This window comes from Enterobacter cloacae complex sp. HYC003_NIDB (genome assembly GCF_056673375.1).
Genome location: NZ_CP114220.1, coordinates 2,407,356 through 2,428,408, shown reverse-complemented (window position 1 = coordinate 2,428,408; position 21,053 = coordinate 2,407,356). Strand labels below are relative to the sequence as shown.

The following is a 21,053-nucleotide window of genomic DNA, read 5'->3' as shown; positions in this document are numbered from 1 at the left end:
TCACACCCCGCGCAGGATACGAATGACGTCGCCTTCACCCCCGGCTTCATCAAGTGCAATACCACAGGATTTACCGTCGCCGGACTGCGGCACGGCTCTGGCCTGAGCATCTGACTGAACAGCCACACCACGGCTGACAGCGGCCCCGGCCTCGACAGCAATAATGCCCAGAACGCTCACCGGCGTGCTGTCGCCGGTAACAGCATCCACTTCGGCAACCCCGAGCGCTGCGGCACCGGCTTTACAGGGGGTATTATCTGCCCCGACAAAACGCTGCTGTGCCAGTGCGGCCCCTGCCGTTACGGTTGTGATCAGAATGACCTGCTGAGTGGTTCCCATAACGCCTCCTTATTTACTGATACCGGTAATGAGATACCCGGCATCGCCACCAACCACGGCGACTTTGTAGATATCGGTATAACGGCAGTACTTCACCTTGCCGCCGGCTCCGTCGTACTTGTCGGCAACAGGCATCCCCTTACGGCGCAGGGTGTAGCCGAAGGACGGCTCGTTCTCGTCCGCGCTGTCCGCCCCCGGCTGCGGCTTGCCGACGTAATGCAGCATCAGATTGTCTCCCCAGATATCCGTCGGCACGCTGTCCTTATCCATTGCCGCTTTCATGGACGGCAGGGAGACAGGAGCACCGATGACGATCTCTTCGATCTGAAAGAGGTCCTGCAGGATCTCCGTGGTGATGCGCTTGCGTTCGTTGGCTCCGATGGCTGCCTGAATTGCCGGGTGGAACTTCAGCAGCGCCATCACGCCGGCCCCCATGGTCATCAGGTTAGGACGCAGCCCCGTGGCCGTACGGACCGCTTCCATACCGGCTTCAATTACCCCGATGGGGTCCCCCTTACCACCGGCCCAGCGGTCGCCGGCTGTCAGTTTTTTAACGTGCCCGGTACGGTAGACCTTTTCATCCTGAGCCAGACGGGCAGCGATAAGTTCACGGCGCAGGTTCACGCCATTCGTGGCGCGACGGATGGCCTTGCTCTCTTCGTTAAACATGGACTCCGCCTGCTCGCGATAGTCCACCGGCGCAGCCAGATCGTGTTCACCCAGCACCAGGTCCAGCGTGCCTGTTTTTTCACGGACCAGAACATTGCTGTCCGCCCCGACGGCACGCTCGGTGTCATATTCCACAAAGGCGGTTTTCCCGAAGGTCGGTACACGCACGCCTTCCTTGTCCGTCAGCACGACGGGGAAAATACGTTCGCCGATGAATGCGGCATTTTTATAGCCACGGGCGATACTGGTCAGTACCGGATCAACGACACGTTTACCTTTTAAGTAATCAGACATGCTCTCTCCTTAAATTACAGGCAGCGTGCGACAGCAGCCTCATAGCTGATGCCTTCTTTTTTGGACAGGGCCACTGCTTTCTGATGCAGGGCCAGACGCTCAGGATCGGCTTCCGCAAACTCTGCCACATCCACCTTCACCGTGTCGCCGACACGCTCTTTTGTGGCCTGTTCGGCGAAATTCATCACCGGCTCCCCGTCGGAGAGCAATGAACGAAAGGCGGTGGCCAGCGGTGTGCGGCTTTCCCCCTCAGCAAACTCCACCGGCTTGTCGCCACCGGCGACGGCATCCAGCAGGGCAACCACCACGGAGGAGGCGCGGGGAGCCAGACGGCCCTCTGCGACCAGTTTTTCTGCAAAGGCCACATTGTCCTTATGCAGTTGCTCCTGTCTGACCTGTGCATCACGCGCATCGCGATCAGCAGCCTGCTGCTTCAGGCGGCGGTTCTCCTCCTGAAGGGCTTCAATCTCTTCTTTTGTCATCGATGATTCCTCGTTACTTGCGGAAGACGGCCCCGGGCCTGTCTCACTGAATTGTGCACCTGCTGCATCCTGCGACAGTGTGTCGCGGTACGCCTCTTCGCGCAGACTGTTGAGCTGCCATTCCGGCAGGACTTTTTCTGCCTCGTCCAGACTGAAGCGGGCGATCAGAAAATCGCGCAGCTTTCCCCACAGGGAGGCATTCGTGATGGCCTGCCAGTCGGCGAACTCCACCACACCTTCTTCCTGCTCACTGAAGGACACCTGTTTCAGCCCCTTGACGGAAGGTGGCTGTGCCCCGAGAAAGCCCACATGGCGAAGGTAGAGCACGCCGGGCTTCGGATTGGACGGTGAATCCGGGAGGTAGAAAGAGGCGGACACTTTTTTGAATCGTCCGTCGGTGACCATCTCAGCAAACTGCGGGTCCAGCTGGGCAGGCTCTGCCATCAGATCGACGCCGCTGAGCGACAGGGCTTTCACCCAGCCCCACGCCGGGTCTTCCGTTCTGGGATGACCAATCACGAGTGGTGCTTCATGGACGGACGGGTCATAGGCTTTCACGCAGGCGGCAAGATCGTCTGGCGTGAACGGCAGTTTTTTGCCGTGCATATCGGTATGAGTACCGGCTTTAAAAATGTGAATGGCTGACATTTTGCTGTCCCGCGTTATGTTGTCGGAGACAGTTTGTGAGAAATGCAGGCCCGGCGATTTTAATCTGCTTTAGAAAACATCAGGGGAGAAGGACAGGGAAAGCAATGCGGTGAACCGGAGGCGGTTATAAAACAGAGGCTGTAAAGCCTTTATAAAGGTAATACAGCCCCTCATTCGCTGGCAATGATAAATCACCCGCCTGAAGAGAGAAAACTCAGCGACGGGCCGCTGATTCAAGATGGCGGACAATGGTATCGAGGATGGGGATTACCACTTCAGGCTGTAGTTCTCCATCCCCCGTCACCGGCAGGAACGGGCGGGCCGGAAGTTCAACAGACTCATTACGCCCCGTTTTACCCCCGAACTGGTGAATGGCACCGTAAACAACGTTGGTCCCCACAACAGCCTGCCGGTCGTCATGGTCGGTTGATACTGACCCCATCAGACGCCCGGTATCCTGCAGTGTCTGCCCGTCACGTTCTTCCGCTGCCAGCGAGGGGATCCACCCCGGACGCCCCTCATCAAGAAAGTTAAACTGTGTTTCCGCCAGCAGGGTTCCGGCGATTTTGCGCATCGCGGGCTCCAGGTCTGTGGCAGCAAGATCCAGCGCACGGAGGCTCCGGCGCAGGGATTTATCGTTAATGGTGATACTGACCAGGTTATCGGAAGCCATTGTTATCCTCTCAGTTCCTGTTGTGCCAGTGGCTGAAGCGTACCCTGATAGCGGGCCAGGTCGGGACGGTATGCTGCCCCCGGTGCATAAGACCAGCCGACGTCGGTGGTCACCTTCGTGGTGCCGGTATTAAAGGTGGCCACGTTCCGCATTTCGCCGGTTTTCTCTGAGACCAGTTTCAGTTCCTGGCCCATGGCAGAGCCGGAGCTGATAACCTTCAGGCCACGGGCACGTACATCCGCCGCACTCAGGGCAATCACACTACAGCGGCAGCGCCAGCCGTTCGGCGGGTAAAATGCCTGCCAGAACGGGTCATCCCAGCGCAGCACCAGACCATGCAGCGCCAGATGGCTCCTGCGGGTATGGCTGTCGTTGATGCCGGTATACATCCAGTACGGCCTGTCGTCGACGTTTTCCATCTGTTCCGCCCAACGACCGGCGCTGTAGAGTACGGACATATTGGTGCGAAAGATGGTATCGAGCCGCCACGGACTGCCCTGCTGAATGGTGACCGGCTTACCCGTTACCGGGTCAGTCGTGTCACGTGGTCCCCACCATCCCTTACGCTTCAGCACCGGCTCCAGCTCCTGCCGGAACCAGCGATCGGTTTTTCCTTCATCGACAGCCTGCTGCAGTGCCCCGCGAATATCTTCCAGGATATCCAGGCGGGTCACTTTAGCAACGGTAAAGGCGCGGGCATGGGCCTCCTGCCACATTTCTTCCCAGTCCCAGGTAATCTGATACCCTTTGGACTTCAGGTAACTGACTGCCCGCTTCGGGGGAAGCGTCATGCAGTACGCCAGTTCAGCCGTTGTCACGCTCATGCAGACGTCCCCGGATATTTGCCACAAAGAGAATACGGGCCAGCCGTTCCTGCAGATCGTCCGTGTTCATCTGAGGGTAGAGCTCCGCCAGTTCGCCCAGCAGCTCAGTCGGGTTAACCCCGTTTTCGACCCGCTTAAACAGAGGTGCCAGGACGGGTTCCAGCGTGCCATTTAACACACCTCCGTTCATCAGAATGTCCAGCGCGTCGTCAAGCTGCTGCTGAGCCTGAATATCGGCATCAATCGCCTCGGCAAATGACAGCGGCAGCATGTTATTCTGGCGTTCCGACGGTGATGTCTCGTCAATATCGCCGTCCTGCAGTTGGTACTCACGCTTAAAGTATTGCGGGGTCAGACGCAGACCCGCCCGGGTGAGTTTTTCGTCGCGGGTGGCGCGGGTGTCATCAATGGTCTCCTGTTCCCACATGGCCCAGACCGGACACGGCACATCGCCGAAGTTCAGGGTGACCACCGTTCTGATAACCTGATTCACTGCTGCCTGAATGATGTCCGCATCCGCATCGCGGATATCAGCCGTTACCTCCAGCCCGGCCTGTGCAGAGGCCTTGTTACTGTTCGCTTCCGTGGTCTGATTCTGACCAAGTAATGCAATGGAGATCTCACTGCGTGACAGTGTGATCAGCTCGCGAAATACCTCGCTGCTGTCTGCCTTGCCATCCGCTGCCCTGAGCTCAATACTGCTGTCATCGGGGATGGCGGCCACCGCGTCCTCCACCATCTGCTCCATGGAGTCCAGCAGTTTTTCAATCTCTGCATCATTTGCGCCCCTCGGGTGCTTACCGATCACCCACGGGGAGCCAAACTTTTCGGCAAAGCGGAGCCAGAATTTCATCCCGCCTTTCTTGAAGGCGACCGGCCAGAAGCACATGGACAGGTCCGGGAAACCGTAAGGATTGTCATACGAGGCATCCTGTGCCGGCACCACGAATTTTGACGGTGACAGCAGCTCACCCTCCACACCCGCATCACGCGCCCGGAAGCGCAGGCAGTTGTCCGTATCAAACTGAAACCACTCAGGCGGTTTGCCGACAATATCCGTCACCGCCCACGACCTGACCGAACGGCCCCACATGATTTCACAGGGCTGATACCCGTAGAGCACGGCATCGCTCATTTCACCGATGATGCGGGACAGATCCAGATCGTCGAGCATGTCGCGGATGAAACGGAAGACCCGGGCAGAGGCGTGACCACGCTCCAGTCCACGCTCCAGCGATTTAAGCGCTGCTTTACGTCTGCGGATACAGCCCCCGACCAGCGGGTCGGTGCGCAGTTCGCGGTAGATACGGATATCCCGTCCCTGAGCCTTGAGAATGGGATCAGGATTGGGCAGATACATGCCCAGTCCGTAAAAGTCGATCGCGCGGCTGCGGGAGGCAATCTGCGCGGTCAGTGATTTCTGAGGCTCAGAAAAAGCAACAAATTCATCGGGTGAAACCCAGATACCCCTCGCCATCAGAATCCCTCCAGCATACGGGCCGCCTGACGACGACGGCGTGAGCTTGCCTTCACCGGCCCTTTGTTAATTTCACGGCTGGCGAAATACGCCAGCGCCAGTGCGATGGCTGAATCCCCGTGGCGTTTACCACCGTCAGCCTTTGCTTTTGAGCGTTGCTCCGGTACGCGGGGGACACCGTTCACCACCTGAACGGCCCGCAGGTCATCCAGTGTGTCTTCATCCTTTGGTAAGTCCACCAGGTTACCGTCTTCCAGTGCAGCTTTGACCGGAGGCATATGCTCCCGGTACCAGCCTTCGGTTGGCATCACCTGCTGAACCCGGCTGGAGCCGTAGCGCTGCATGGCGTATTCAGCCAGATAGGCACCATTACCACGGGCATCAAACGCTGCACCCAGCAGACCGGGCAGGCCATCCATCAGATACCAGGTGATTTGCTCCTGCTGTCTGAACGGCACGTTACGCAGCTCCAGTACGAATGGCACGCGTCGTACCAGGTTCTTCTCCTGCAGCAGGGGATAGTCCACCGACAAATCACCGCTACGGCCAAAGTCGCGCCCCAGGAAAGAGCGGGCATCAGTGGGGAGTGCCTCCAGCAAGGGTTTCAGATACTCATCAAGCCAGTCCTGCGTCTCGCGGAAGCGAACCTCATCAGACAGCAGTTCATAACCTTCCTTGCAGGTCAGACGCAATACCGGCGTATCAGCGGACATGCGGGACTCTATCAGGGCACGGGACAGCCAGGCACCGCCACCGTTGGCCGGAATACAGTCAAGCTCTTCGGATGCGCCGGCACCGTAGAATTTGTACACCGATGCCATCCAGGCCTGCTCGGATGCCTCCGACCATTCCTTCCCGGTGCGCAGACAGACGCGCCGGAACAGCCCCTCAGATACGGCTTCCCGGAAAGTGATGCGATGTATGCTGCCTCCCTGACGTCCGGCACGGATATCCCCGATAAGCGTATTGAACGGATTGTCGTCACCGTTATGGGTGGAGATAACGCGTACCTTTCCCCCCCAGATAAGCATCGCCAGCGCCGCTTTCAGCAGTTCGTCCAGTTGCTCATGGAACGCCGCTTCGTCGATAACAATAATACCCTGACGGCCACGCAGGTTAGACGGGCGGCTGGAGAGCGCAACAATACGAAAGCCGGAGTCAGGAAATTTGATGGTGTAAGTCCTGATGTGTTTGTCGTCGTCGTCCTCTTCCCAGAATCCTTCTTCAATTTCACTGGCCGCATAGTTGAATGCCCGTGCCCACATCGCACACGCCTGAATGTATTCGACGGTCATGTCCTGGTTATAAGCGATGTAATACACATTCATCCCGCCTGCTGGCGCAGAAGAGGCGGCGGTCAGTACGTTATCGGATGCCTCAGCCCATGTAATACCGGTACGACGGCTCTTTTCTATCACCTTAAGCGGAGAGGTGTCTGCCACCCAGCGCTGCTGGTAAGGCAACAGAACGGGAGGAGCATCCAGCGCCGAGGTATCAGGCAAAACGGGAGCAAGGTTATTCCTCCCGTCCATGGGACTCATCCCTTCGGGGCCACCGCCAGCGGCGTTTAAAATCACTCCGGATGATTTTGTCATGTGGCAATCCCCAGAATCTCGCGACGAAGCGCCTGTACTGCGTCGCTTGACAGTCCCCCCTTACGGGCAATTTTCTCGGCGTTGCTGGCTGCCTGCTGCGCTCTGGCCCGTACTTCAGACTGGAACTTTTTGAGGTTGACGGACGCGCGGGACAGCGTAGCCACATTCTTCGCCACCTTCGACAGCAGGGCCACGCGTTCTTTAGGATCGACTTCGCCTTCTTCCGCCTCCTGCAACTGGACAATACTCTCGAACAGCTCGGTCTGAATAAGGGCTATCACAGCCTCCGAACGCGCATCCTGATCGTCTGCTGCGCCTTCGGTCAGCATGCGGGCCGCTTCTGTTGCCGCACGGATAGCACCATAGCGGCGCTCAATCTTCTGTCCATAGCGATGGATAGCGGATTTGCTGATGACGTACCCCCGCTCACGCAGCAGGGACTCCAGCTCGTTATACCCGCTGAAGCCGGATTCAGTCAGCGCCCGTTCAAGCCAGCGGCGCACATCTTCCGGCAGCTTTTCTATTGTGCTGCGTCTGGCCATTATTCACTCCAGTACTTTTCCGGGCGGGCAATACCCGGACCACATTCCACGGTGTATTCCACCAGGTCTACGCCGAGGCGGGTCAGGTCAGCAAACCAGTCGCCAGAAGGTTTTTTCTCCAGATCAACCATTTTACGGTCAGCCAGATAATCCAGTTCGCGGCGCAGTTCCAGCGGTGTGGTGTCCGGGTAGATGGCACGGGACACATCCAGCAGCAGCGTCTCGCTGGCGGTGTAAGGGCGGGTCTTGTTCAGGGCAACCAGCAGACTCCAGCGCAGGGATTCGCGGCGTACCCGGGTAATATCGACCATTATTGACCTCCGGTATTGCGGTACTGCTGTACCACTTCCAGTTTGTTATAAAGCGCGTCCAGTTTGGCCTCAATGACTGTCTGGCCACGGATATAATCCTCTCGACGGACATAATTCAGCGGTAAATCCGCTTTAAATCGCATAAATTCTTTTTCCAGCTCGCCCCAGTTGGAGGCGGATTGTTGCAGGGCCTGTTCAAGGGAGGCGAATCGTGCCGCCTGGCGTTCTTCTGTTTTACTGAACAACCATTTGGCGAGCCCTCCCACAAACCCCATGAAGGTGAGCAGAAAACTCACCACCGTCCAGAATTCAACCTGCAGTGTCATTTCTGTAATCCTTCCCGTTCATCCAGTAACGCGTTTATCTGGTTCCGCCAGCGACGACATTGTCCTGCGTTGTCGATGATGTTGGCGAGAACGTCACGCTGGGAGACACCCGAATCGCGTAACCGGGTGTCAGTGGTTTCAGGTTGCCCGGTCGCTGTGCCAGAGCGGGTGCCAGCGGCGGCAACTGAGTCTGAATGACCGGTGTCGACGGATGCGTTGTCATATCCGAGTGCGGCGTTGTACTGGCGCACGAAACCGCGAGTAAACACGCACTCAATGGGATGGCTCTTACCTTTTTCATCAATCCAGCGCTGTGTGACATCGTTAATTTGCCCCTGTAGTTGTTTATTCCGGCTCTCCAGTTGAGCAATCTGCTCAAGATAACTGGCTTCAGCCCGCTGCCCGGCGGCCACCTGCTCCTGATACCGTCTGGCCCAGGTCCGCAGCGCAGCATTCTCAAGCGTTGCCTGCTCCGTTTTGTACGCGTCAAATGCTGACTGCAACTGACTGAGCGCGGTATCACCGTCACGCTTTGCAGAGTCATGACCACTTCTGTATCCCATGGCATACAGGCCGACCAGAAAGGCATTGATAAGAATGGCCAGCAGAATGCCGCGCCACGGCAGCTTTTTAACCAGATGCCACACAACTGCTGCCTCCCCATGTGAGATATCGCGGTGCCAGTTCGCGCAGGATGCGCTGCGGATAATGGCGGTTCTCCCGCCAGCTGGCCGCATTGCGTCCGGCATTCACCGTGGCGACATGTCCGAACCAGCGGGTGCTGTCCAGACCTTTCTGTGATGCAAGCCGCCTGTCCCGTTGTACCCAGCCCAGACCACCGTTATAGCCCGACAGTGTCATGGCCATACGCTCGCAGTCACTGGCGGCGCTGACACGCTGCCACAGCCAGCGGTCATAGCTGACCAGCGCCCGGATAGCCCATGCCGGATTAAACGGCTCACGACTGCTCAGCATCGGTATCAACTGGCTTATCCAGTCGGCAGTGGCAGGCATGAACTGCGCCAGTCCCTGAGCGCCAGCCGGCGAGATCGCATCAGGTCGCCAGCCGCTTTCCTGATGCAGTTGCGCGGCGAAATCGGCCACCGGCGCAGACAGTCCCCATTCAAGCCGGGCATTACGGATCACATCATCGCGATACTGCAGCGCAGCCTGCGGAGGTTGTGCTGCGCATGCCTGGCTAAAAAAGCCGCCACACCAGAGCAACATTGCGACAAAGAATACCCATGCCATATGAACCAGAAAGGTCCCGGCGCGGACTGACAGGCGTTCGGTTCTGATGAAGACCCGAAAGGCTTCGAAAGCCAGTTTCAGGGACATGCATACAATCCAGGTGATCTGCGGCCAGTTCATGATTAAAGCCCCATCGCAACAGCCAGGCAGACCGCTGCAACAATCAGTGCACGGCGGATTAACGCAGCAGAAAACACCAGGTGAAGGCCGGTCTGTACCGGGAAACGCCCTTCAGCCATCAGCCTGTCGTCATGTTTCAGGTACTGACCGGGACGGGCTTTGGGGAAGAGCGAACGGTCAAGCCAGTAACCCAGCACTGCTGCCAGCGTGATGAGTGCCAGCTTGTAGATCACAACAGGCAGCTGCTGTGGTGAGACCAGAGCGATGGTGCCCAGCAACAGCACTGAGGTCAGCAGCCAGCCGCTGAGGCGAGGTTTTTTAACAGGGGGAATGAATTTTTTCAGGTTTTTCATGTGTGTCTCCTTATCTGGTGGAGACAGCATCACAAATACAGGGCGCGAAGGATTTTAAAGCGCGTTAAGAGAGCCGGGGATACGGGATGTGCAGGATAAACGATGAATTATTCACAGAGGAGAATACGATATGACGCACACACTGAATCCGGTCATCACTGTCACTGTGTCCGGTCCTGTGGGCAGCGGTAAAAGTTACGTACTGGCGCGGATAGAAGAGATGGTGAAACAGGAACTCGGAAACAGCGTCATTGTCGATGCTGCTGACGTGGAGAATGAGCGCCGTATGAATGGCGAAGATCTGACGACCTGGCAGAAGCCACGGGGTGGCACAGTGATCAGGCTGGAGGAATACACGGGACAGGGCCTGTTGTCATACGGCGAGGAGCGTATCTGTCGGACGAATGAGCTGCTGGATGTTATATGCCCCACGGGCCGGCAACCCTGGATACTGCCCGATGCACTGCATGCCACCATTGCGGCACTGATGACAGTTTACGATCAGGAGCTGCTCATGAAGGAGTTACGTAAACTCACCGGTCAGCCAACAGAATGTTGTTCGTCTCCGAAGTACGGCAAACAGGAAAACGCCCCGGATAATCCTTAAGATACCTCCTGAACAGAAACAGCCCTGAAGGGCTGCACTAAAAAAAGAAGTGTATTATTGCCCAAACAGCTATAACGATGATTCCCAGCCCAAGAGCCGATTCTAACTTATCTTTGGCAGTCATTTTTACTGTTGTAGCGGGCGCAGGTAAGTCTTGCTGCTGTGGATTTTCTGTTAGTTGTTTACGAGAAGAAACATCGCCCCTGTTAGTTTGCTTCATGTTGATTACAGATGCGTTATGGGCATTATCAGCAGCAATTGACTGAAGTTTTACAAAAGTTTTTGAATCTGTTTTAGCCAGAAGTAACCTATTTCCCGTAAACATTGCCTTAAAAGTGATAGTTTTTTTCGTCTTGTCCGCCGCACCAAGCAAACCTCCAATGACCAACCCTGCACCACCAAAGATTAATCCACCAAGCAAACCTGCGCCTGCCGCCTTACCTATACGGCTTTCCTCTTCACTATCCGCAAGTTCAATCGATAAAAGCTCTTCTTTCAGATTTAATACAATATTTTCAGGAAAGCCTTGTTTTGGTTTTTTGGCAAACACGATGGTACCGAACCCCATGCTTGCCCACCCTTTAGGAAAACTTCCTGCGATAACCTGAATCCCTGCCATGTTCATCACCTTTTACATTAAAATTTCAGAACGCAGCATGATGCCGCCTTTGTCTTTTTTCTGATCCCATGGTAATTCAGCTGTTATTTTCTATTTAAGAATAAAACGGTATTTACTGTCAGGAGTGCTTTGCTGATCAAGTAGCAGTGAACGACATGGAGCAGTCAAAACCCGAGCATAACTACCATCAGGGCTTATGTTAATGTAACAAACCTTGCCCTTAACACTATAATTTTCGGGGACGGATGCCTTTGCTGATACAGTAAATTTAAGGGTATGCCAGCCCGTTTTTTGCTTGTAGCTTGAAACCGAATGGAAATCATCTGAGTACTTATTTAACCCTGGAAACATGCTGCGCAGTGCGGGGATGGAATCTTCTATTATTTTATCGTTGGTTTTAATGTTAAAAACGCTGGTTTCAGTAGAAGCTACTGCTTTGGCATTTCCCCATTTACCAGCGAACACAATCATTCCCACGAAAAATATTGCTACAAGAACTAACACTCCCCCCAACACTACTACATGAGGCTTCCGGCTTCTGGTTGGTACAGTTGCGACTGATTTTGCACCGCTTTCCGATGGAGGTGATAGAGTTTTACTCTCATCACGAATATTCAGCAGATCATCAAAATAACCAAACACAGCCTGCAACTGCTCTTTGTCTAGGCCTTTAAGATGGGTTGTACCGAAATGCTTCAGACAGTATCTGTCACGGTCAAGACGATACCCAGGGTCAGTAAGCGCCATTATTTTGCTGACCAGAAGATTACAGTCCTTCATATTCTGGATCTGTTGTGCATATCTCTGAAGGATCTCAACCGCACCATGATAATCAGCCGCAGTCATTTCATTAACTGTTTTGGTATTAAGTTTCGTGTGGATCGTCATCCATAGCTCGCGCTTACTTTCCCCCAGATCAACCAATTCATCCATCAATCTGTGTAAATCGCGTTTTTGCAGCAACGAAATTGGTTGCTGGGCCGAAGGAAGTATGTCAGCAGAATAGTTATGAATGGTAACATCACCGCTGACAACGTTACCCACATCCCCGTTAACTGTTTGCTTCTCTTTACTCATCTTCTCTTGGTATTTTTGTTCATTATTCCACCTGTTCCTATGGTTACGTTACCTTTGATAACATTCCCCAGAACATCTCCATGAATAACCTGTTCCGCCCGTTCTCTGGAGGAGCCAGTAGTCAAGGCCGACAAAACTGAACCTTTGACCTGTAATGGTGCCTGCCGGTAGTGCTGCAGTAACTCCATTTCATCACGTGATAAAGTTATACCTGATGACTCCCCGGTAAGAATGAACTGTACATTGGCCCCAATTCTTGCAAAGGCTGCAAGTAACTCACCTCCGGGAACAGCAACCCCTCGTTCATATTTCCCCCACATTTCTCTTGAAACGCCACAAAGGGCTGCTACTTCAGCCTGCTTGAGTGATAACCGCGAACGCTCAGCTTTGAACCGCGACGCGCAAAGAGAATCAAAATTCACATAAACCTCATTGACAATGAGAACAATAGTTCTCATAATCTATCACATATAAAACAAACATCATTGCATCAACAAAGGAGACAACAATGACTTCCGAACAAGTTAAAAATCTCTTCCGTCAGCGTGGTATCACGTTTACCCGCTGGGCCGAAGAACACGGCTACAGCCGCAATGAGGTCTATCGTGTTCTCAATGGACAGACCAAAGCTCGTTACGGCAAAGCCCATGAAATTGCCGTAAAACTGGGATTAAAACCCACGTCAAATGCGGCATAAATTTTCCACATATGCAACAGGTTATCACATATTGCAAAAATGGAAATGTGACATGAGTAAAGTAAATATTTCCAGTTCTGGGACCCGCATCCTACGTGTACTCAAAGCTCTACGCGGTCATGCTCTGAACGGTGTTTCTAACGGTGAACTGGCATCAGCCCTGGGGGAGTCCCCGGCGAATATCAATCGAGCACTTAATACCCTTATTGAAGAGGGACTGGCCATGAAATTAGAGAACGGACGTTTCGCACCGGGAATCCAGTTACTACAGATCGCCATGGCTCACAGTCACGAGATGGCGCGTGCACAGGATCGTATTAACGAAATCAACCAACGAGTTATTTCAGGTAGTCGTTTGTAAGGAGTAATCAATGGGACGCACCAAATCACCCGTTAACACTGAACTGAATGTTGAGGTTCCGCTGTCAGATAACATCAATGTCAATTTGAACGCTATGACACAGCATCGCATGGAAATTATGCAGCAGTTTGGTGATGGACTGCCTTATGAACGTGATCGCATTGTTCACGAAGCACGTTTTTATATGGCGCAGAGTGCTGAATCTATGCTGGAAGCGGGTAAGCGGCTGATCATCTTAAAAGAAAATGAGCCACACGGTGATTTTACAAACATTTTAGAAAATGAACTCGGACTTGCACCACAAGTTGCTCGCCGCATGATGCAAGCCAGTATGAAGTTTTTGGGAGAAGGTGATGAGCCAACAAAACGCTCAACGTTGAGCGTTTTGGGGAAAGCCAAACTGTACGACCTGATGGTTCTGGATAATGAAGAACTTGATGAATTGGCCGACGGCGGCACAGTTGCCGGCCTGACGCTTGACGACGTTGATCGCATGTCAGTACGTGAATTGCGTCAGGCCCTGCGCGAAGCGCGCGAAACCAACGCAGCACAACAGCGCGTACTCGCCGACAAAAATGAAAAAATAGATTCACTCTCCACCAGACTGGAGAAGAAATCCCGTATTCAGCCGCCTGAGCCTGATGAGGAGGTTAAGAAGCTGCGGGCGGAAGTAACAGCATTAGCGGTTGAGGCGGAATCTGCTATCGCCGTCCGACTGTCCAGCGCTTTTGAGACGCTGTGCGCATATTGTGCTGAAAACATGATTGATACCCCCAGAGACTTCATGGCAGGCCTGGTCTGTCAACTGGAAAGCACAGCGCGTAGCCTGCGCTCCACATTTGACCTGCCGGACGAGCCAACAGGCAATGCAGCGCCTTCATGGCTGACTGAGCCGACGCCACAGATTAACGGGCTGGAGGCATAACCAATGAATGCTGCCCTGACTGAACGACTGGTTTATGTCGCCCGCGCGGCACGTGACGCGGGGCATGGTAAACGCGGTGCAATATACGACGCTGCCTGTGCTGAACTTGGCATGTCCCGCGCCACTCTGCTGCGCAGGCTGAAGGAGGTCTCTGTGACTGATAAACGCAAAAAACGCGCCGATGCCGGGCGCAGCGCCCTGACCCGCGACGAAGCCGCGCTGATATCTGCCACACTGCGTGAGGCCACCCGCAAGAACGGTAAGCGTCTCTATTCCATCGCAGATGCAGTGGAAACCCTGCGGGCTAACGGCTTTATCACCGCAGGCAGAACAGATGAAACCACCAGTGAGTTTTTCCCGTTGTCTGAAGATGCCATCAGCCGTGCTCTGCGTAACTATGGCCTGCACCCGGAACAACTGGATGCCCCTGCACCACATACCGAAGTGGCCAGTCTGCATCCCAATCATGTCTGGCAGATTGACGCCTCACTCTGCACGCTTTACTACCTGAGCAATGGACATAAAGGGCTGCAGGTGATGGACAGCGCGAAGTTCTACAAGAACAAGCCCGCTAACCTTGCCCGTATCGCCAGTGACCGCGTGTGGAGTTACGAGATTACCGACCATGCCAGCGGCTGGATTTACGTTGAGTATGTGACGGGCGCGGAATCAGGTGAGAACCTGTGTTCTGTGCTTATCAACGCCATGCAGGAGCGTGGCGGCGCAGACGTGCTGCACGGCGTGCCGAAAATACTCTATCTCGACCCCGGCTCGGCAAACACCGCGGGTATGACGAAAAACATGTGCCGCTCACTGGGCATCGACCTGATAGCGCACAAGCCGCATAACGCCCGCGCCACCGGACAGGTGGAAAAGGCGCGTGACATTATCGAACGCAAGCTGGAGCCGGGTCTGAAGTTCCGGCCGGTTCACAGTCTGGAAGAACTCAACGCGCTGGCCGCGAAATGGCGCAGCCACTTTAACGCCACGGCTGTTCACAGCCGCCACGGTAAAACCCGCACGGATATCTGGCTGAAGATTACTGCTGAGCAGCTGAAAAAAGCGCCTTCCGTTGAGGTATGTCGTGAACTGGCTGTGGCGGCACCAGAACTCCGCAAAGTCACGCCAAAACTTCGTGTCTCGTTCCGGGGCACTGAATTTGACGTATCAACGGTACCGGGCGTACTGGTTGGTGAAAAACTGATGATTACCCGTAACCCATGGCGCAGCGATGTGGCACAGGTGGTTCTGACCGGTGAGGACGGCCACGAGACGTTCTTCCTGGTCGAAGAGGTCAGAAAGAACGAGTTTGGCTTTGCTGAAGGCGCGGCGGTATTTGGCGAAAGTTACAAAGCCCTGCCGGAAACCCCGGCACAGATGGCGGCAAAAGAAACCGAAGCGCTGGTTACCGGTACAGACAACGCCGCAGATGCAGCCGCCGCACGCAAGGCGAAGGCGCTGCCGTTCGGCGGGCGGCTTGACCCGTATAAACATATCGACGACACCACACTTCCGGCCTATATGCCGAAGCGTGGTCAGGCCTCTGACGTACGCGGGCCGCGCACTGAACAACGTCCCATGACTCATGTGGAGGCCGCGAAAGCCCTGCGCGATAAGTTCAGCGCCGACGGCCTTACCTGGACGCCGGAACATTACCGCCAGTTAACGGCACAGTACCCGGACGGCGTACCGGAAGCCGCACTGGATGAAGTCATGGCCACGCTGACCACACCGGCCCGCAGCAGTGTTATCAGCATTGTTAACGGCAACTGAGGAGGGAAACATGCTGGTACTGAAGCAGCAACTGAAAGAGGCCCGTATTCCACAGGCGGTGGTGGCGAGAGCTGTCGATGTTTCTGAGGCCACGCTGGCCCAGATTGTGAATCATAACGCGTGGCCCCGCACCAGCCCCGGAGAAGTGCGCCGGCGTCTTGCGTCCTGGCTGGAAAGTCAGGGGATTGATACAACGAAGAGTTTTGATGCTGTACAGGGCGCGGCCACGCCCCGTACAGCGGGTACCACAGATAAAACGAGCCTCAGTGAGGAAGAGAATATGTTACTCAAAAAACAGGTGTTATTTCCAGCAACCAAAAAAGCGTTTGGTCTTTTCCGTGACCCGTTCGCCGACGAAGCCATGCAGGGTTCTGATGATGTGTTCACCACCCCGGACATTCGCTACGTGCGTGAGGCGCTGTACCAGACAGCCCGTCATGGTGGGTTTATGGCCGTCATCGGTGAGTCCGGTGCGGGTAAATCCACGCTGCGCCGCGACCTGACTGAACGTATCAACCGCGAGAATGCGCCGGTAATTGTTATCGAGCCATACATCATCGCTATGGAAGACAACGATGTGAAAGGGAAAACCCTGAAGGCAGCAGCTATTGCCGAAGCCATTATCAGTACCATCGCACCACTGGAAAGCATCAGACGCAGTCAGGACGCCCGTTTTCGCCAGTTGCATCGCGTCCTGAAAGACAGCAGCCAGGCGGGGTTCAGCCACGTTCTGGTGATTGAGGAGGCCCACAGTCTGCCCATTCCGACACTGAAACACCTCAAACGCTTTTTTGAGCTGGAGTCCGGTTTCAAAAAACTGCTGTCCATCGTGCTGATTGGCCAGCCGGAACTGGCGACAAAACTGTCTGAACGCAATATGGAAGTCCGTGAAGTCGTTCAGCGCTGTGAGGTGGTCGAACTTCTGCCTCTGGACAATAACCTTGAAGAATTTCTGACGTTCAAACTGCAACGGGCCGGTAAACAGCTGACGGACATTATGGACGCCGGTGCAGTGGATGCCATACGTGCCCGCCTGAGCAATCCGGGAAGTCACCGTAAAAATATGGTCAGCCTGCTGTATCCGCTGGCCGTCAGTAACCTGGTAATAGCCGCCATGAATCTGGCCGCTGAAATCGGGGTTCCACAGGTCAACGCTGACGTTGTCAAAGGGGTTTAATAATGAAATCCACCACAGGTATCAACCAGCAAATCAGCAAAGTGCAGTCAGCCATTATGGCGCTTAAGGCGACGAACACGGATGTACAAAGCATCACCATCAGGGGTAACAAACCTGTCATCCGCGTTTCCCGGAGTGCGCATTGCATGCGCATGCTTGAGCAGGGAAAGGCCTGTTATCTGTATACCGGACATGACCACAGGGGATATTTCCGTCAGGGCGTTTTCGAACTGCACGGCTGTCGCGTCGTGTGGCCGGAATCTTTGTGGTAATCAGCACAACTGGAGAAATCATAAAAAATGGCAAAAAGTACAAAAGGTGCAAAACGTATCAAGGCCGCAGCAGCACTCTGGGTGCCGGGGACACGTGAAGAGGTCATTGAGGGAATCAGACTACTCGGTGACGCACAACGTGAACTGGTCAGGGCTGAAACAGAAATGAATGACGCCATTGGCGATATCACCGCACGTTATGCCCCGCTCACCGAGAGCCTGAAAAAACGCATGGCCGAACTGCAGTCCGGTATTCAGACATGGTGTGAGGCACACCGTGATGAACTGACCGGCAACGGGAAGGTGAAGTTCGCTAACCTCACCACCGGCGAGGTGCAGTGGCGAAACCGTCCGCCATCAGTCAGTATCCGTGGGGCGGATAATGTTATTGAATTACTGAGACGTCTGGGGCTTGAGCGCTTTATTCGTGTAAAAGAGGAAATAAATAAAGACGCTATCCTGAATGAAAAAGAGGCCGTGAAAAATATTCCCGGTATTTCCATTAAAAGCGACATTGAGGATTTTTCAATAATTCCTTTTGAGCAGGATGTGCAGTAAACACACCACGTTAATTATTTAATAAAAACATTTTCTTTTTTATTCCGACGTCAGCGCCGCGGGCTTCTGCACGCCGGAAACAGAGGAGAATTAAATCATGATATTTAAATGTATTCAGTGCGAGAGGGATATAACAGCCCTGCGTTTTCACAGCGCCATCGCCGTGATGTCCGGTAAATACCACATCCCTGCGGTACGCGTCACCCTGGTCTGCCCGTACTGCAGCCAGCATTTTTCGGCAGACGTGCCCGTCATGGAATTCTCCCGCCCTGACAGGGAGGACTCGCAATGATTACCCCACAGGAAGCACGACAGCGCACCCGAACCCTTGTTGAACACTATGTCAACGAGTGTGAATGCCGCGACCTCACCGATGTGAAGCACGTCCTGACGGCGCTAATCAGCATGACCGCTCAAGCCATTGTGGCGACCAACGGAAAGGCGGCTGCCCTGCAGGTACTGGTGAACACACTAACCCACACGGCAGCGCATGAGGTGCCGTACCGGATGGAAACCACTGCAGAAGGCGGCCTGCACATCACCGTCAGCCGGAAGCACTGAGGGCGCGGCATGACACGGAACACCATACTCACCCGCACCGCCCTCTACCGTCTGGCCCTGCAGCGTTTCGGGCCGGACGCACAGGCCCTGAAACTGACAGAAGAGGCCGCTGAACTGGCGGCCAGTGCTGCCCGCAATCTGAACGGACAGGGCAGCGAAAGCGACCTCGCGGCAGAGCTGGCAGACGTGGAAATCATGACAGAGCAATTGCGCCTTCAGGGGATGGACCGGCTGATTGACTTCCACAAACAGAAAAAACTGGAACGTCTGGCTGCACGACTGGGCGTGATTTACACGAACGAGTAACCGGGAGGCATTCAATGGCTGACATACTCAGGGAAATCACCGCATGGATACTGATTCTTACTGGCCTGGCGACATGCCTCAGTGCGGGGGCAGCCCTGGCTGCCCTGCTGATGCACATAACAACACAGTGGTTATGGGAAAAGCTTAAAGCAGCATACAGCCTGAAAGAGCTGTCCGACGCTGTCCGGGCATGGAAACGGCAGAAAAATACCGGAGATACAGAACAATGACAGACCAGAATAAACACATTGAGAAACTGAAAAAGTTGCTGGCGCTGGCCGCATCCGGCAACCCGCACGAGGCCGCTCTGGCACTGCGCCGAGCCCGTAAACTGATGGATGTTCACGGCATCACACATTCCGACATTGCTATGAGTGATATTGATGAAACCATCAGTCACTACTGGCCGACAGGCAGTCTCCGTCCACCGCGCTACATGCTGGGCCTGATGAACATCATCCGCGAGGTATTTGGTGTTAACTCCATCATTCACCCCGGCACGCATCCGTCTGTGGGGTTCTACGGCAACCGGGAACGTGCGGCACTGGCTGCATACACCTGGGAAGTGCTGGCCCGCCAGCTGAAAAAGGCGCGTCAGCAATATATCAGCGCACAGAACAAAAGAATAAAAACTGCCACCCGTACCAGCCGTGGTGACCAGTTTGCTGAAGGCTGGGTGCTGGCCGTTATCAGTGAAATACAGTCCTTCGCCCTGACCGATGACGAACGTGAACTGATGCAGCAGTGGCTGGAACATAAATACCCGCAAACGCAAACCACCAGAGCGCGTAAACCGGGAAGAAGCCGCAATGGCGACGCCTCGCGCTATGCGGGGTTTCTTGAAGGGCAGAACGTCAGACTGCACCGCCCGGTCAGTGGGCAGGAACAACAGAAACTGGAGGCCAGATGATTACGCTATCAGGTAAAAGCCGGAAATTAAAAGCCTGCCGAATATCTGCCAGATACCTTTTTGCCCGCGCCTTTTTTAAGAACGTCAGGCCGGGGATCACAATTGGTGTTATTGCCGGACGCGAACAGGTTGAAAAATACATGTCAGGTGCATGGTGGAATAACGACCCTGTCATTGCTGCCCGTAATATTCATATCAGTTGGGGGGATATTCAGAATGACTGCTGAATCTGTTGTATGTGCCCTGTTCTGGTATTGTTTTGTCGGTTGGTGTACTGCTGAACTGCACCGCCGTTCAGGGTTTTATTCACGTTACAGTGGTGCTGGCTACTGGATTAGCTGGTCGGTGATGTTCCTGTGCTGGCCTGTGGCGCTTCCTTTATATGTCGATTATATCGGTGGCGCAGGTAAAAGGAGCAACGATGATGACTAAACAACGTCTTATCCAGCTCATTCATATTGCCCGTAATGAACTGGGTATGGATGAAGACACCTACCGCCAGATGTTACAGGGGCTGACCGGTAAAGCCTCAACCAAAGGAATGGATACCACACAACTAAACTGCGTGCTGGAATCCATGAAAAGGAAAGGCTTTCGCGTTAAGCCTGCCGGAAAAGCCAGCTCCGGTTTACCGCTGGATAACCATCCGCAGTCCAGGAAAATCCGTGCGCTATGGCTTGAAATGGCTGCTGCCGGCATTGTTCGTGACCGTTCAGAAAATGCATTAGCGCGGTGGATCAAGCGGGAAACGGGCATCAGCGCCCTGCGCTGGCTCAATACTGAACAGGCAAGTAGTGTTATTGAGAAACTGAAGAAGTGGCAGCGCAGAGCTGCGGGAGTAAAACATGAGCGACCTGAATCAGTTTCGAAGTAAAGGGCCGGAACTCCTGGTGGAACTGGCACAGCATACCTCTGAGACCGTTCGCGAGATTATTGATATTGAGCCCGCAATTGCCGACCAGATTGGTCAGGCCGTCGCGAACCGAATGATGCAGGTCTGGGGCGGGCAAAACGTTTATTTCCCGATGGGCATGGTATGGAAGGTCAGTCAGCGCGACCGGGAAATCTTCAGGGAGTTTAACGGACGCAACCACCACGAACTGGCCCGCAAATTTGGTGTTTCGCTTCAGTGGGTCTACAGCGTGGTTAAGCGGGTAAGAAAAGAAGAACTGGATCGGATGCAGGGCAAGCTATTTGCTGATGAACCCGATGCAGATACGGAGAAAAAAGAGTAATATCTGCAATCAGGCTGGCGCGAGTTCTGTTTTTTTTTCGGGCCGGTCTGATTTTCACATACTGTAAGGTT

Annotated in this window: 33 protein-coding genes; 17 read left to right on the top strand and 16 right to left on the bottom strand. The window is 54.4% G+C overall.

What is annotated here, in order from left to right:
• The 13 genes from O1722_RS11515 to O1722_RS11455 form a co-directional block, all read right to left on the bottom strand.
• Complete coding sequence (locus tag O1722_RS11515; protein ID WP_000537457.1) at positions 1–339, bottom strand: DUF2190 family protein; 339 nt, start codon at positions 337–339, stop codon at positions 1–3.
• A 9-nt stretch (positions 340–348) separates the two neighbouring features.
• The gene (locus O1722_RS11510; RefSeq protein WP_001286905.1) at positions 349–1,302 is read right to left on the bottom strand and encodes a major capsid protein; all 954 of its coding nucleotides are present in this window, start codon (positions 1,300–1,302) and stop codon (positions 349–351) included.
• A gap of 14 nt (positions 1,303–1,316) precedes the next feature.
• Positions 1,317–2,432, bottom strand: a complete 1,116-nt coding sequence (locus tag O1722_RS11505; RefSeq protein ID WP_001273074.1) for a hypothetical protein — start codon at positions 2,430–2,432, stop codon at positions 1,317–1,319.
• A gap of 214 nt (positions 2,433–2,646) precedes the next feature.
• The gene (locus O1722_RS11500) at positions 2,647–3,105 is read right to left on the bottom strand and encodes a phage virion morphogenesis protein (RefSeq protein WP_000135513.1); all 459 of its coding nucleotides are present in this window, start codon (positions 3,103–3,105) and stop codon (positions 2,647–2,649) included.
• 2 nt (positions 3,106–3,107) lie between these two features.
• Complete coding sequence (locus O1722_RS11495; protein WP_000117560.1) at positions 3,108–3,929, bottom strand: phage head morphogenesis protein; 822 nt, start codon at positions 3,927–3,929, stop codon at positions 3,108–3,110.
• A complete protein-coding gene (locus tag O1722_RS11490; RefSeq protein WP_016240624.1) occupies positions 3,910–5,406 on the bottom strand; it encodes a DUF935 domain-containing protein in 1,497 nt (498 codons plus the stop codon). The genes O1722_RS11495 and O1722_RS11490 overlap by 20 nt, the downstream gene beginning before the upstream one ends.
• A complete protein-coding gene (locus tag O1722_RS11485; RefSeq protein ID WP_171822805.1) occupies positions 5,406–6,947 on the bottom strand; it encodes a hypothetical protein in 1,542 nt (513 codons plus the stop codon). Before O1722_RS11485 ends, O1722_RS11490 begins: the two co-directional genes overlap by 1 nt.
• A 50-nt stretch (positions 6,948–6,997) precedes the next feature.
• Complete coding sequence (locus O1722_RS11480; protein ID WP_000124060.1) at positions 6,998–7,543, bottom strand: DUF3486 family protein; 546 nt, start codon at positions 7,541–7,543, stop codon at positions 6,998–7,000.
• Positions 7,543–7,854 (bottom strand): hypothetical protein, encoded by a 312-nt coding sequence (locus tag O1722_RS11475; protein ID WP_000227700.1) that lies wholly within the window; start codon positions 7,852–7,854, stop codon positions 7,543–7,545. The genes O1722_RS11480 and O1722_RS11475 overlap by 1 nt, the downstream gene beginning before the upstream one ends.
• The gene (locus O1722_RS11470; RefSeq protein WP_000175097.1) at positions 7,854–8,180 is read right to left on the bottom strand and encodes a membrane protein; all 327 of its coding nucleotides are present in this window, start codon (positions 8,178–8,180) and stop codon (positions 7,854–7,856) included. Before O1722_RS11470 ends, O1722_RS11475 begins: the two co-directional genes overlap by 1 nt.
• Positions 8,177–8,827 carry a lysis system spanin subunit gene (locus tag O1722_RS11465; RefSeq protein WP_016240623.1) on the bottom strand — a complete coding sequence of 217 codons (651 nt, stop codon included), beginning with the start codon at positions 8,825–8,827 and terminating at the stop codon, positions 8,177–8,179. The genes O1722_RS11470 and O1722_RS11465 overlap by 4 nt, the downstream gene beginning before the upstream one ends.
• The gene (locus tag O1722_RS11460; protein ID WP_001104440.1) at positions 8,811–9,551 is read right to left on the bottom strand and encodes a transglycosylase SLT domain-containing protein; all 741 of its coding nucleotides are present in this window, start codon (positions 9,549–9,551) and stop codon (positions 8,811–8,813) included. Before O1722_RS11460 ends, O1722_RS11465 begins: the two co-directional genes overlap by 17 nt.
• A 2-nt stretch (positions 9,552–9,553) precedes the next feature.
• Positions 9,554–9,904: a putative holin gene (locus O1722_RS11455; RefSeq protein ID WP_000793146.1), complete on the bottom strand. Its 351-nt coding sequence runs from the start codon at positions 9,902–9,904 to the stop codon at positions 9,554–9,556.
• Positions 9,905–10,034: 130 nt separating this feature from the next.
• Between O1722_RS11455 and O1722_RS11450 the strand changes: the two genes are divergently transcribed.
• Entirely contained in the window at positions 10,035–10,511 is a 477-nt protein-coding gene (locus tag O1722_RS11450; RefSeq protein ID WP_000149906.1) for an ABC transporter ATPase, read from the top strand.
• A gap of 37 nt (positions 10,512–10,548) precedes the next feature.
• On the opposite strand, the gene O1722_RS11445 is transcribed toward O1722_RS11450, so the two are convergent.
• The 3 genes from O1722_RS11445 to O1722_RS11435 form a co-directional block, all read right to left on the bottom strand.
• Positions 10,549–11,130 (bottom strand): hypothetical protein, encoded by a 582-nt coding sequence (locus O1722_RS11445; protein WP_000907412.1) that lies wholly within the window; start codon positions 11,128–11,130, stop codon positions 10,549–10,551.
• A 90-nt stretch (positions 11,131–11,220) separates the two neighbouring features.
• Positions 11,221–12,207 (bottom strand): hypothetical protein, encoded by a 987-nt coding sequence (locus tag O1722_RS11440; RefSeq protein WP_000031883.1) that lies wholly within the window; start codon positions 12,205–12,207, stop codon positions 11,221–11,223.
• Positions 12,204–12,665, bottom strand: coding sequence for a helix-turn-helix domain-containing protein (locus O1722_RS11435; RefSeq protein ID WP_001259268.1), 462 nt, complete (start codon positions 12,663–12,665; stop codon positions 12,204–12,206). The genes O1722_RS11440 and O1722_RS11435 overlap by 4 nt, the downstream gene beginning before the upstream one ends.
• Positions 12,666–12,715: 50 nt before the next feature.
• On the opposite strand from O1722_RS11435, the gene O1722_RS11430 reads away from it, so the two are divergent.
• From O1722_RS11430 to O1722_RS11355, 16 genes are all read left to right on the top strand, one after another.
• Positions 12,716–12,904, top strand: coding sequence for a DNA-binding protein (locus O1722_RS11430; RefSeq protein WP_000200153.1), 189 nt, complete (start codon positions 12,716–12,718; stop codon positions 12,902–12,904).
• A gap of 52 nt (positions 12,905–12,956) precedes the next feature.
• Entirely contained in the window at positions 12,957–13,265 is a 309-nt protein-coding gene (locus O1722_RS11425) for a helix-turn-helix domain-containing protein (protein WP_000049025.1), read from the top strand.
• 10 nt (positions 13,266–13,275) lie between these two features.
• Positions 13,276–14,190 (top strand): DUF3102 domain-containing protein, encoded by a 915-nt coding sequence (locus tag O1722_RS11420; RefSeq protein ID WP_000533821.1) that lies wholly within the window; start codon positions 13,276–13,278, stop codon positions 14,188–14,190.
• A 3-nt stretch (positions 14,191–14,193) separates the two neighbouring features.
• Entirely contained in the window at positions 14,194–15,963 is a 1,770-nt protein-coding gene (locus O1722_RS11415; protein WP_001545516.1) for an integrase catalytic domain-containing protein, read from the top strand.
• 10 nt (positions 15,964–15,973) lie between these two features.
• Positions 15,974–17,140: an ExeA family protein gene (locus tag O1722_RS11410; RefSeq protein ID WP_000960679.1), complete on the top strand. Its 1,167-nt coding sequence runs from the start codon at positions 15,974–15,976 to the stop codon at positions 17,138–17,140.
• Between the two features lie 2 nt (positions 17,141–17,142).
• Entirely contained in the window at positions 17,143–17,412 is a 270-nt protein-coding gene (locus O1722_RS11405; protein ID WP_000843446.1) for a hypothetical protein, read from the top strand.
• A gap of 27 nt (positions 17,413–17,439) precedes the next feature.
• Positions 17,440–17,970: a host-nuclease inhibitor Gam family protein gene (locus O1722_RS11400; protein ID WP_001140136.1), complete on the top strand. Its 531-nt coding sequence runs from the start codon at positions 17,440–17,442 to the stop codon at positions 17,968–17,970.
• Between the two features lie 97 nt (positions 17,971–18,067).
• Entirely contained in the window at positions 18,068–18,262 is a 195-nt protein-coding gene (locus O1722_RS11395; RefSeq protein ID WP_001295928.1) for a hypothetical protein, read from the top strand.
• The gene (locus O1722_RS11390; RefSeq protein ID WP_001381531.1) at positions 18,259–18,531 is read left to right on the top strand and encodes a hypothetical protein; all 273 of its coding nucleotides are present in this window, start codon (positions 18,259–18,261) and stop codon (positions 18,529–18,531) included. The genes O1722_RS11395 and O1722_RS11390 overlap by 4 nt, the downstream gene beginning before the upstream one ends.
• A 9-nt stretch (positions 18,532–18,540) precedes the next feature.
• Entirely contained in the window at positions 18,541–18,837 is a 297-nt protein-coding gene (locus O1722_RS11385; RefSeq protein ID WP_001299260.1) for a nucleoside triphosphate pyrophosphohydrolase family protein, read from the top strand.
• 14 nt (positions 18,838–18,851) lie between these two features.
• Positions 18,852–19,067 (top strand): hypothetical protein, encoded by a 216-nt coding sequence (locus O1722_RS11380; protein ID WP_000763553.1) that lies wholly within the window; start codon positions 18,852–18,854, stop codon positions 19,065–19,067.
• Entirely contained in the window at positions 19,064–19,747 is a 684-nt protein-coding gene (locus O1722_RS11375) for a DUF2786 domain-containing protein (protein ID WP_016240622.1), read from the top strand. Before O1722_RS11380 ends, O1722_RS11375 begins: the two co-directional genes overlap by 4 nt.
• Complete coding sequence (locus O1722_RS11370; RefSeq protein WP_016238301.1) at positions 19,744–19,974, top strand: hypothetical protein; 231 nt, start codon at positions 19,744–19,746, stop codon at positions 19,972–19,974. The genes O1722_RS11375 and O1722_RS11370 overlap by 4 nt, the downstream gene beginning before the upstream one ends.
• A complete protein-coding gene (locus O1722_RS11365) occupies positions 19,964–20,179 on the top strand; it encodes a hypothetical protein (RefSeq protein ID WP_000123379.1) in 216 nt (71 codons plus the stop codon). Before O1722_RS11370 ends, O1722_RS11365 begins: the two co-directional genes overlap by 11 nt.
• Positions 20,172–20,621 carry a gp16 family protein gene (locus O1722_RS11360; RefSeq protein ID WP_016240621.1) on the top strand — a complete coding sequence of 150 codons (450 nt, stop codon included), beginning with the start codon at positions 20,172–20,174 and terminating at the stop codon, positions 20,619–20,621. The genes O1722_RS11365 and O1722_RS11360 overlap by 8 nt, the downstream gene beginning before the upstream one ends.
• Entirely contained in the window at positions 20,593–20,982 is a 390-nt protein-coding gene (locus O1722_RS11355; RefSeq protein ID WP_001281694.1) for a Mor transcription activator family protein, read from the top strand. The genes O1722_RS11360 and O1722_RS11355 overlap by 29 nt, the downstream gene beginning before the upstream one ends.
• The last annotated feature ends 71 nt before the right edge of the window (positions 20,983–21,053 follow it).

Bases quoted from the DNA above. Each gene is read 5' to 3' on its own strand.
- O1722_RS11515 (WP_000537457.1), bottom strand. From the start codon at position 339: ATGGGAACCACTCAGCAGGTCATTCTGATCACAACCGTAACGGCAGGG.
- O1722_RS11510 (WP_001286905.1), bottom strand. From the start codon at position 1,302: ATGTCTGATTACTTAAAAGGTAAACGTGTCGTTGATCCGGTACTGACC.
- O1722_RS11505 (WP_001273074.1), bottom strand. From the start codon at position 2,432: ATGTCAGCCATTCACATTTTTAAAGCCGGTACTCATACCGATATGCAC.
- O1722_RS11500 (WP_000135513.1), bottom strand. From the start codon at position 3,105: ATGGCTTCCGATAACCTGGTCAGTATCACCATTAACGATAAATCCCTG.
- O1722_RS11495 (WP_000117560.1), bottom strand. From the start codon at position 3,929: ATGAGCGTGACAACGGCTGAACTGGCGTACTGCATGACGCTTCCCCCG.
- O1722_RS11490 (WP_016240624.1), bottom strand. From the start codon at position 5,406: ATGGCGAGGGGTATCTGGGTTTCACCCGATGAATTTGTTGCTTTTTCT.
- O1722_RS11485 (WP_171822805.1), bottom strand. From the start codon at position 6,947: ATGAGTCCCATGGACGGGAGGAATAACCTTGCTCCCGTTTTGCCTGAT.
- O1722_RS11480 (WP_000124060.1), bottom strand. From the start codon at position 7,543: ATGGCCAGACGCAGCACAATAGAAAAGCTGCCGGAAGATGTGCGCCGC.
- O1722_RS11475 (WP_000227700.1), bottom strand. From the start codon at position 7,854: ATGGTCGATATTACCCGGGTACGCCGCGAATCCCTGCGCTGGAGTCTG.
- O1722_RS11470 (WP_000175097.1), bottom strand. From the start codon at position 8,180: ATGACACTGCAGGTTGAATTCTGGACGGTGGTGAGTTTTCTGCTCACC.
- O1722_RS11460 (WP_001104440.1), bottom strand. From the start codon at position 9,551: ATGAACTGGCCGCAGATCACCTGGATTGTATGCATGTCCCTGAAACTG.
- O1722_RS11455 (WP_000793146.1), bottom strand. From the start codon at position 9,904: ATGAAAAACCTGAAAAAATTCATTCCCCCTGTTAAAAAACCTCGCCTC.
- O1722_RS11450 (WP_000149906.1), top strand. From the start codon at position 10,035: ATGACGCACACACTGAATCCGGTCATCACTGTCACTGTGTCCGGTCCT.
- O1722_RS11445 (WP_000907412.1), bottom strand. From the start codon at position 11,130: ATGGCAGGGATTCAGGTTATCGCAGGAAGTTTTCCTAAAGGGTGGGCA.
- O1722_RS11440 (WP_000031883.1), bottom strand. From the start codon at position 12,207: ATGAGTAAAGAGAAGCAAACAGTTAACGGGGATGTGGGTAACGTTGTC.
- O1722_RS11435 (WP_001259268.1), bottom strand. From the start codon at position 12,665: ATGAGAACTATTGTTCTCATTGTCAATGAGGTTTATGTGAATTTTGAT.
- O1722_RS11430 (WP_000200153.1), top strand. From the start codon at position 12,716: ATGACTTCCGAACAAGTTAAAAATCTCTTCCGTCAGCGTGGTATCACG.
- O1722_RS11425 (WP_000049025.1), top strand. From the start codon at position 12,957: ATGAGTAAAGTAAATATTTCCAGTTCTGGGACCCGCATCCTACGTGTA.
- O1722_RS11420 (WP_000533821.1), top strand. From the start codon at position 13,276: ATGGGACGCACCAAATCACCCGTTAACACTGAACTGAATGTTGAGGTT.
- O1722_RS11415 (WP_001545516.1), top strand. From the start codon at position 14,194: ATGAATGCTGCCCTGACTGAACGACTGGTTTATGTCGCCCGCGCGGCA.
- O1722_RS11410 (WP_000960679.1), top strand. From the start codon at position 15,974: ATGCTGGTACTGAAGCAGCAACTGAAAGAGGCCCGTATTCCACAGGCG.
- O1722_RS11405 (WP_000843446.1), top strand. From the start codon at position 17,143: ATGAAATCCACCACAGGTATCAACCAGCAAATCAGCAAAGTGCAGTCA.
- O1722_RS11400 (WP_001140136.1), top strand. From the start codon at position 17,440: ATGGCAAAAAGTACAAAAGGTGCAAAACGTATCAAGGCCGCAGCAGCA.
- O1722_RS11395 (WP_001295928.1), top strand. From the start codon at position 18,068: ATGATATTTAAATGTATTCAGTGCGAGAGGGATATAACAGCCCTGCGT.
- O1722_RS11390 (WP_001381531.1), top strand. From the start codon at position 18,259: ATGATTACCCCACAGGAAGCACGACAGCGCACCCGAACCCTTGTTGAA.
- O1722_RS11385 (WP_001299260.1), top strand. From the start codon at position 18,541: ATGACACGGAACACCATACTCACCCGCACCGCCCTCTACCGTCTGGCC.
- O1722_RS11380 (WP_000763553.1), top strand. From the start codon at position 18,852: ATGGCTGACATACTCAGGGAAATCACCGCATGGATACTGATTCTTACT.
- O1722_RS11375 (WP_016240622.1), top strand. From the start codon at position 19,064: ATGACAGACCAGAATAAACACATTGAGAAACTGAAAAAGTTGCTGGCG.
- O1722_RS11370 (WP_016238301.1), top strand. From the start codon at position 19,744: ATGATTACGCTATCAGGTAAAAGCCGGAAATTAAAAGCCTGCCGAATA.
- O1722_RS11365 (WP_000123379.1), top strand. From the start codon at position 19,964: ATGACTGCTGAATCTGTTGTATGTGCCCTGTTCTGGTATTGTTTTGTC.
- O1722_RS11360 (WP_016240621.1), top strand. From the start codon at position 20,172: ATGACTAAACAACGTCTTATCCAGCTCATTCATATTGCCCGTAATGAA.
- O1722_RS11355 (WP_001281694.1), top strand. From the start codon at position 20,593: ATGAGCGACCTGAATCAGTTTCGAAGTAAAGGGCCGGAACTCCTGGTG.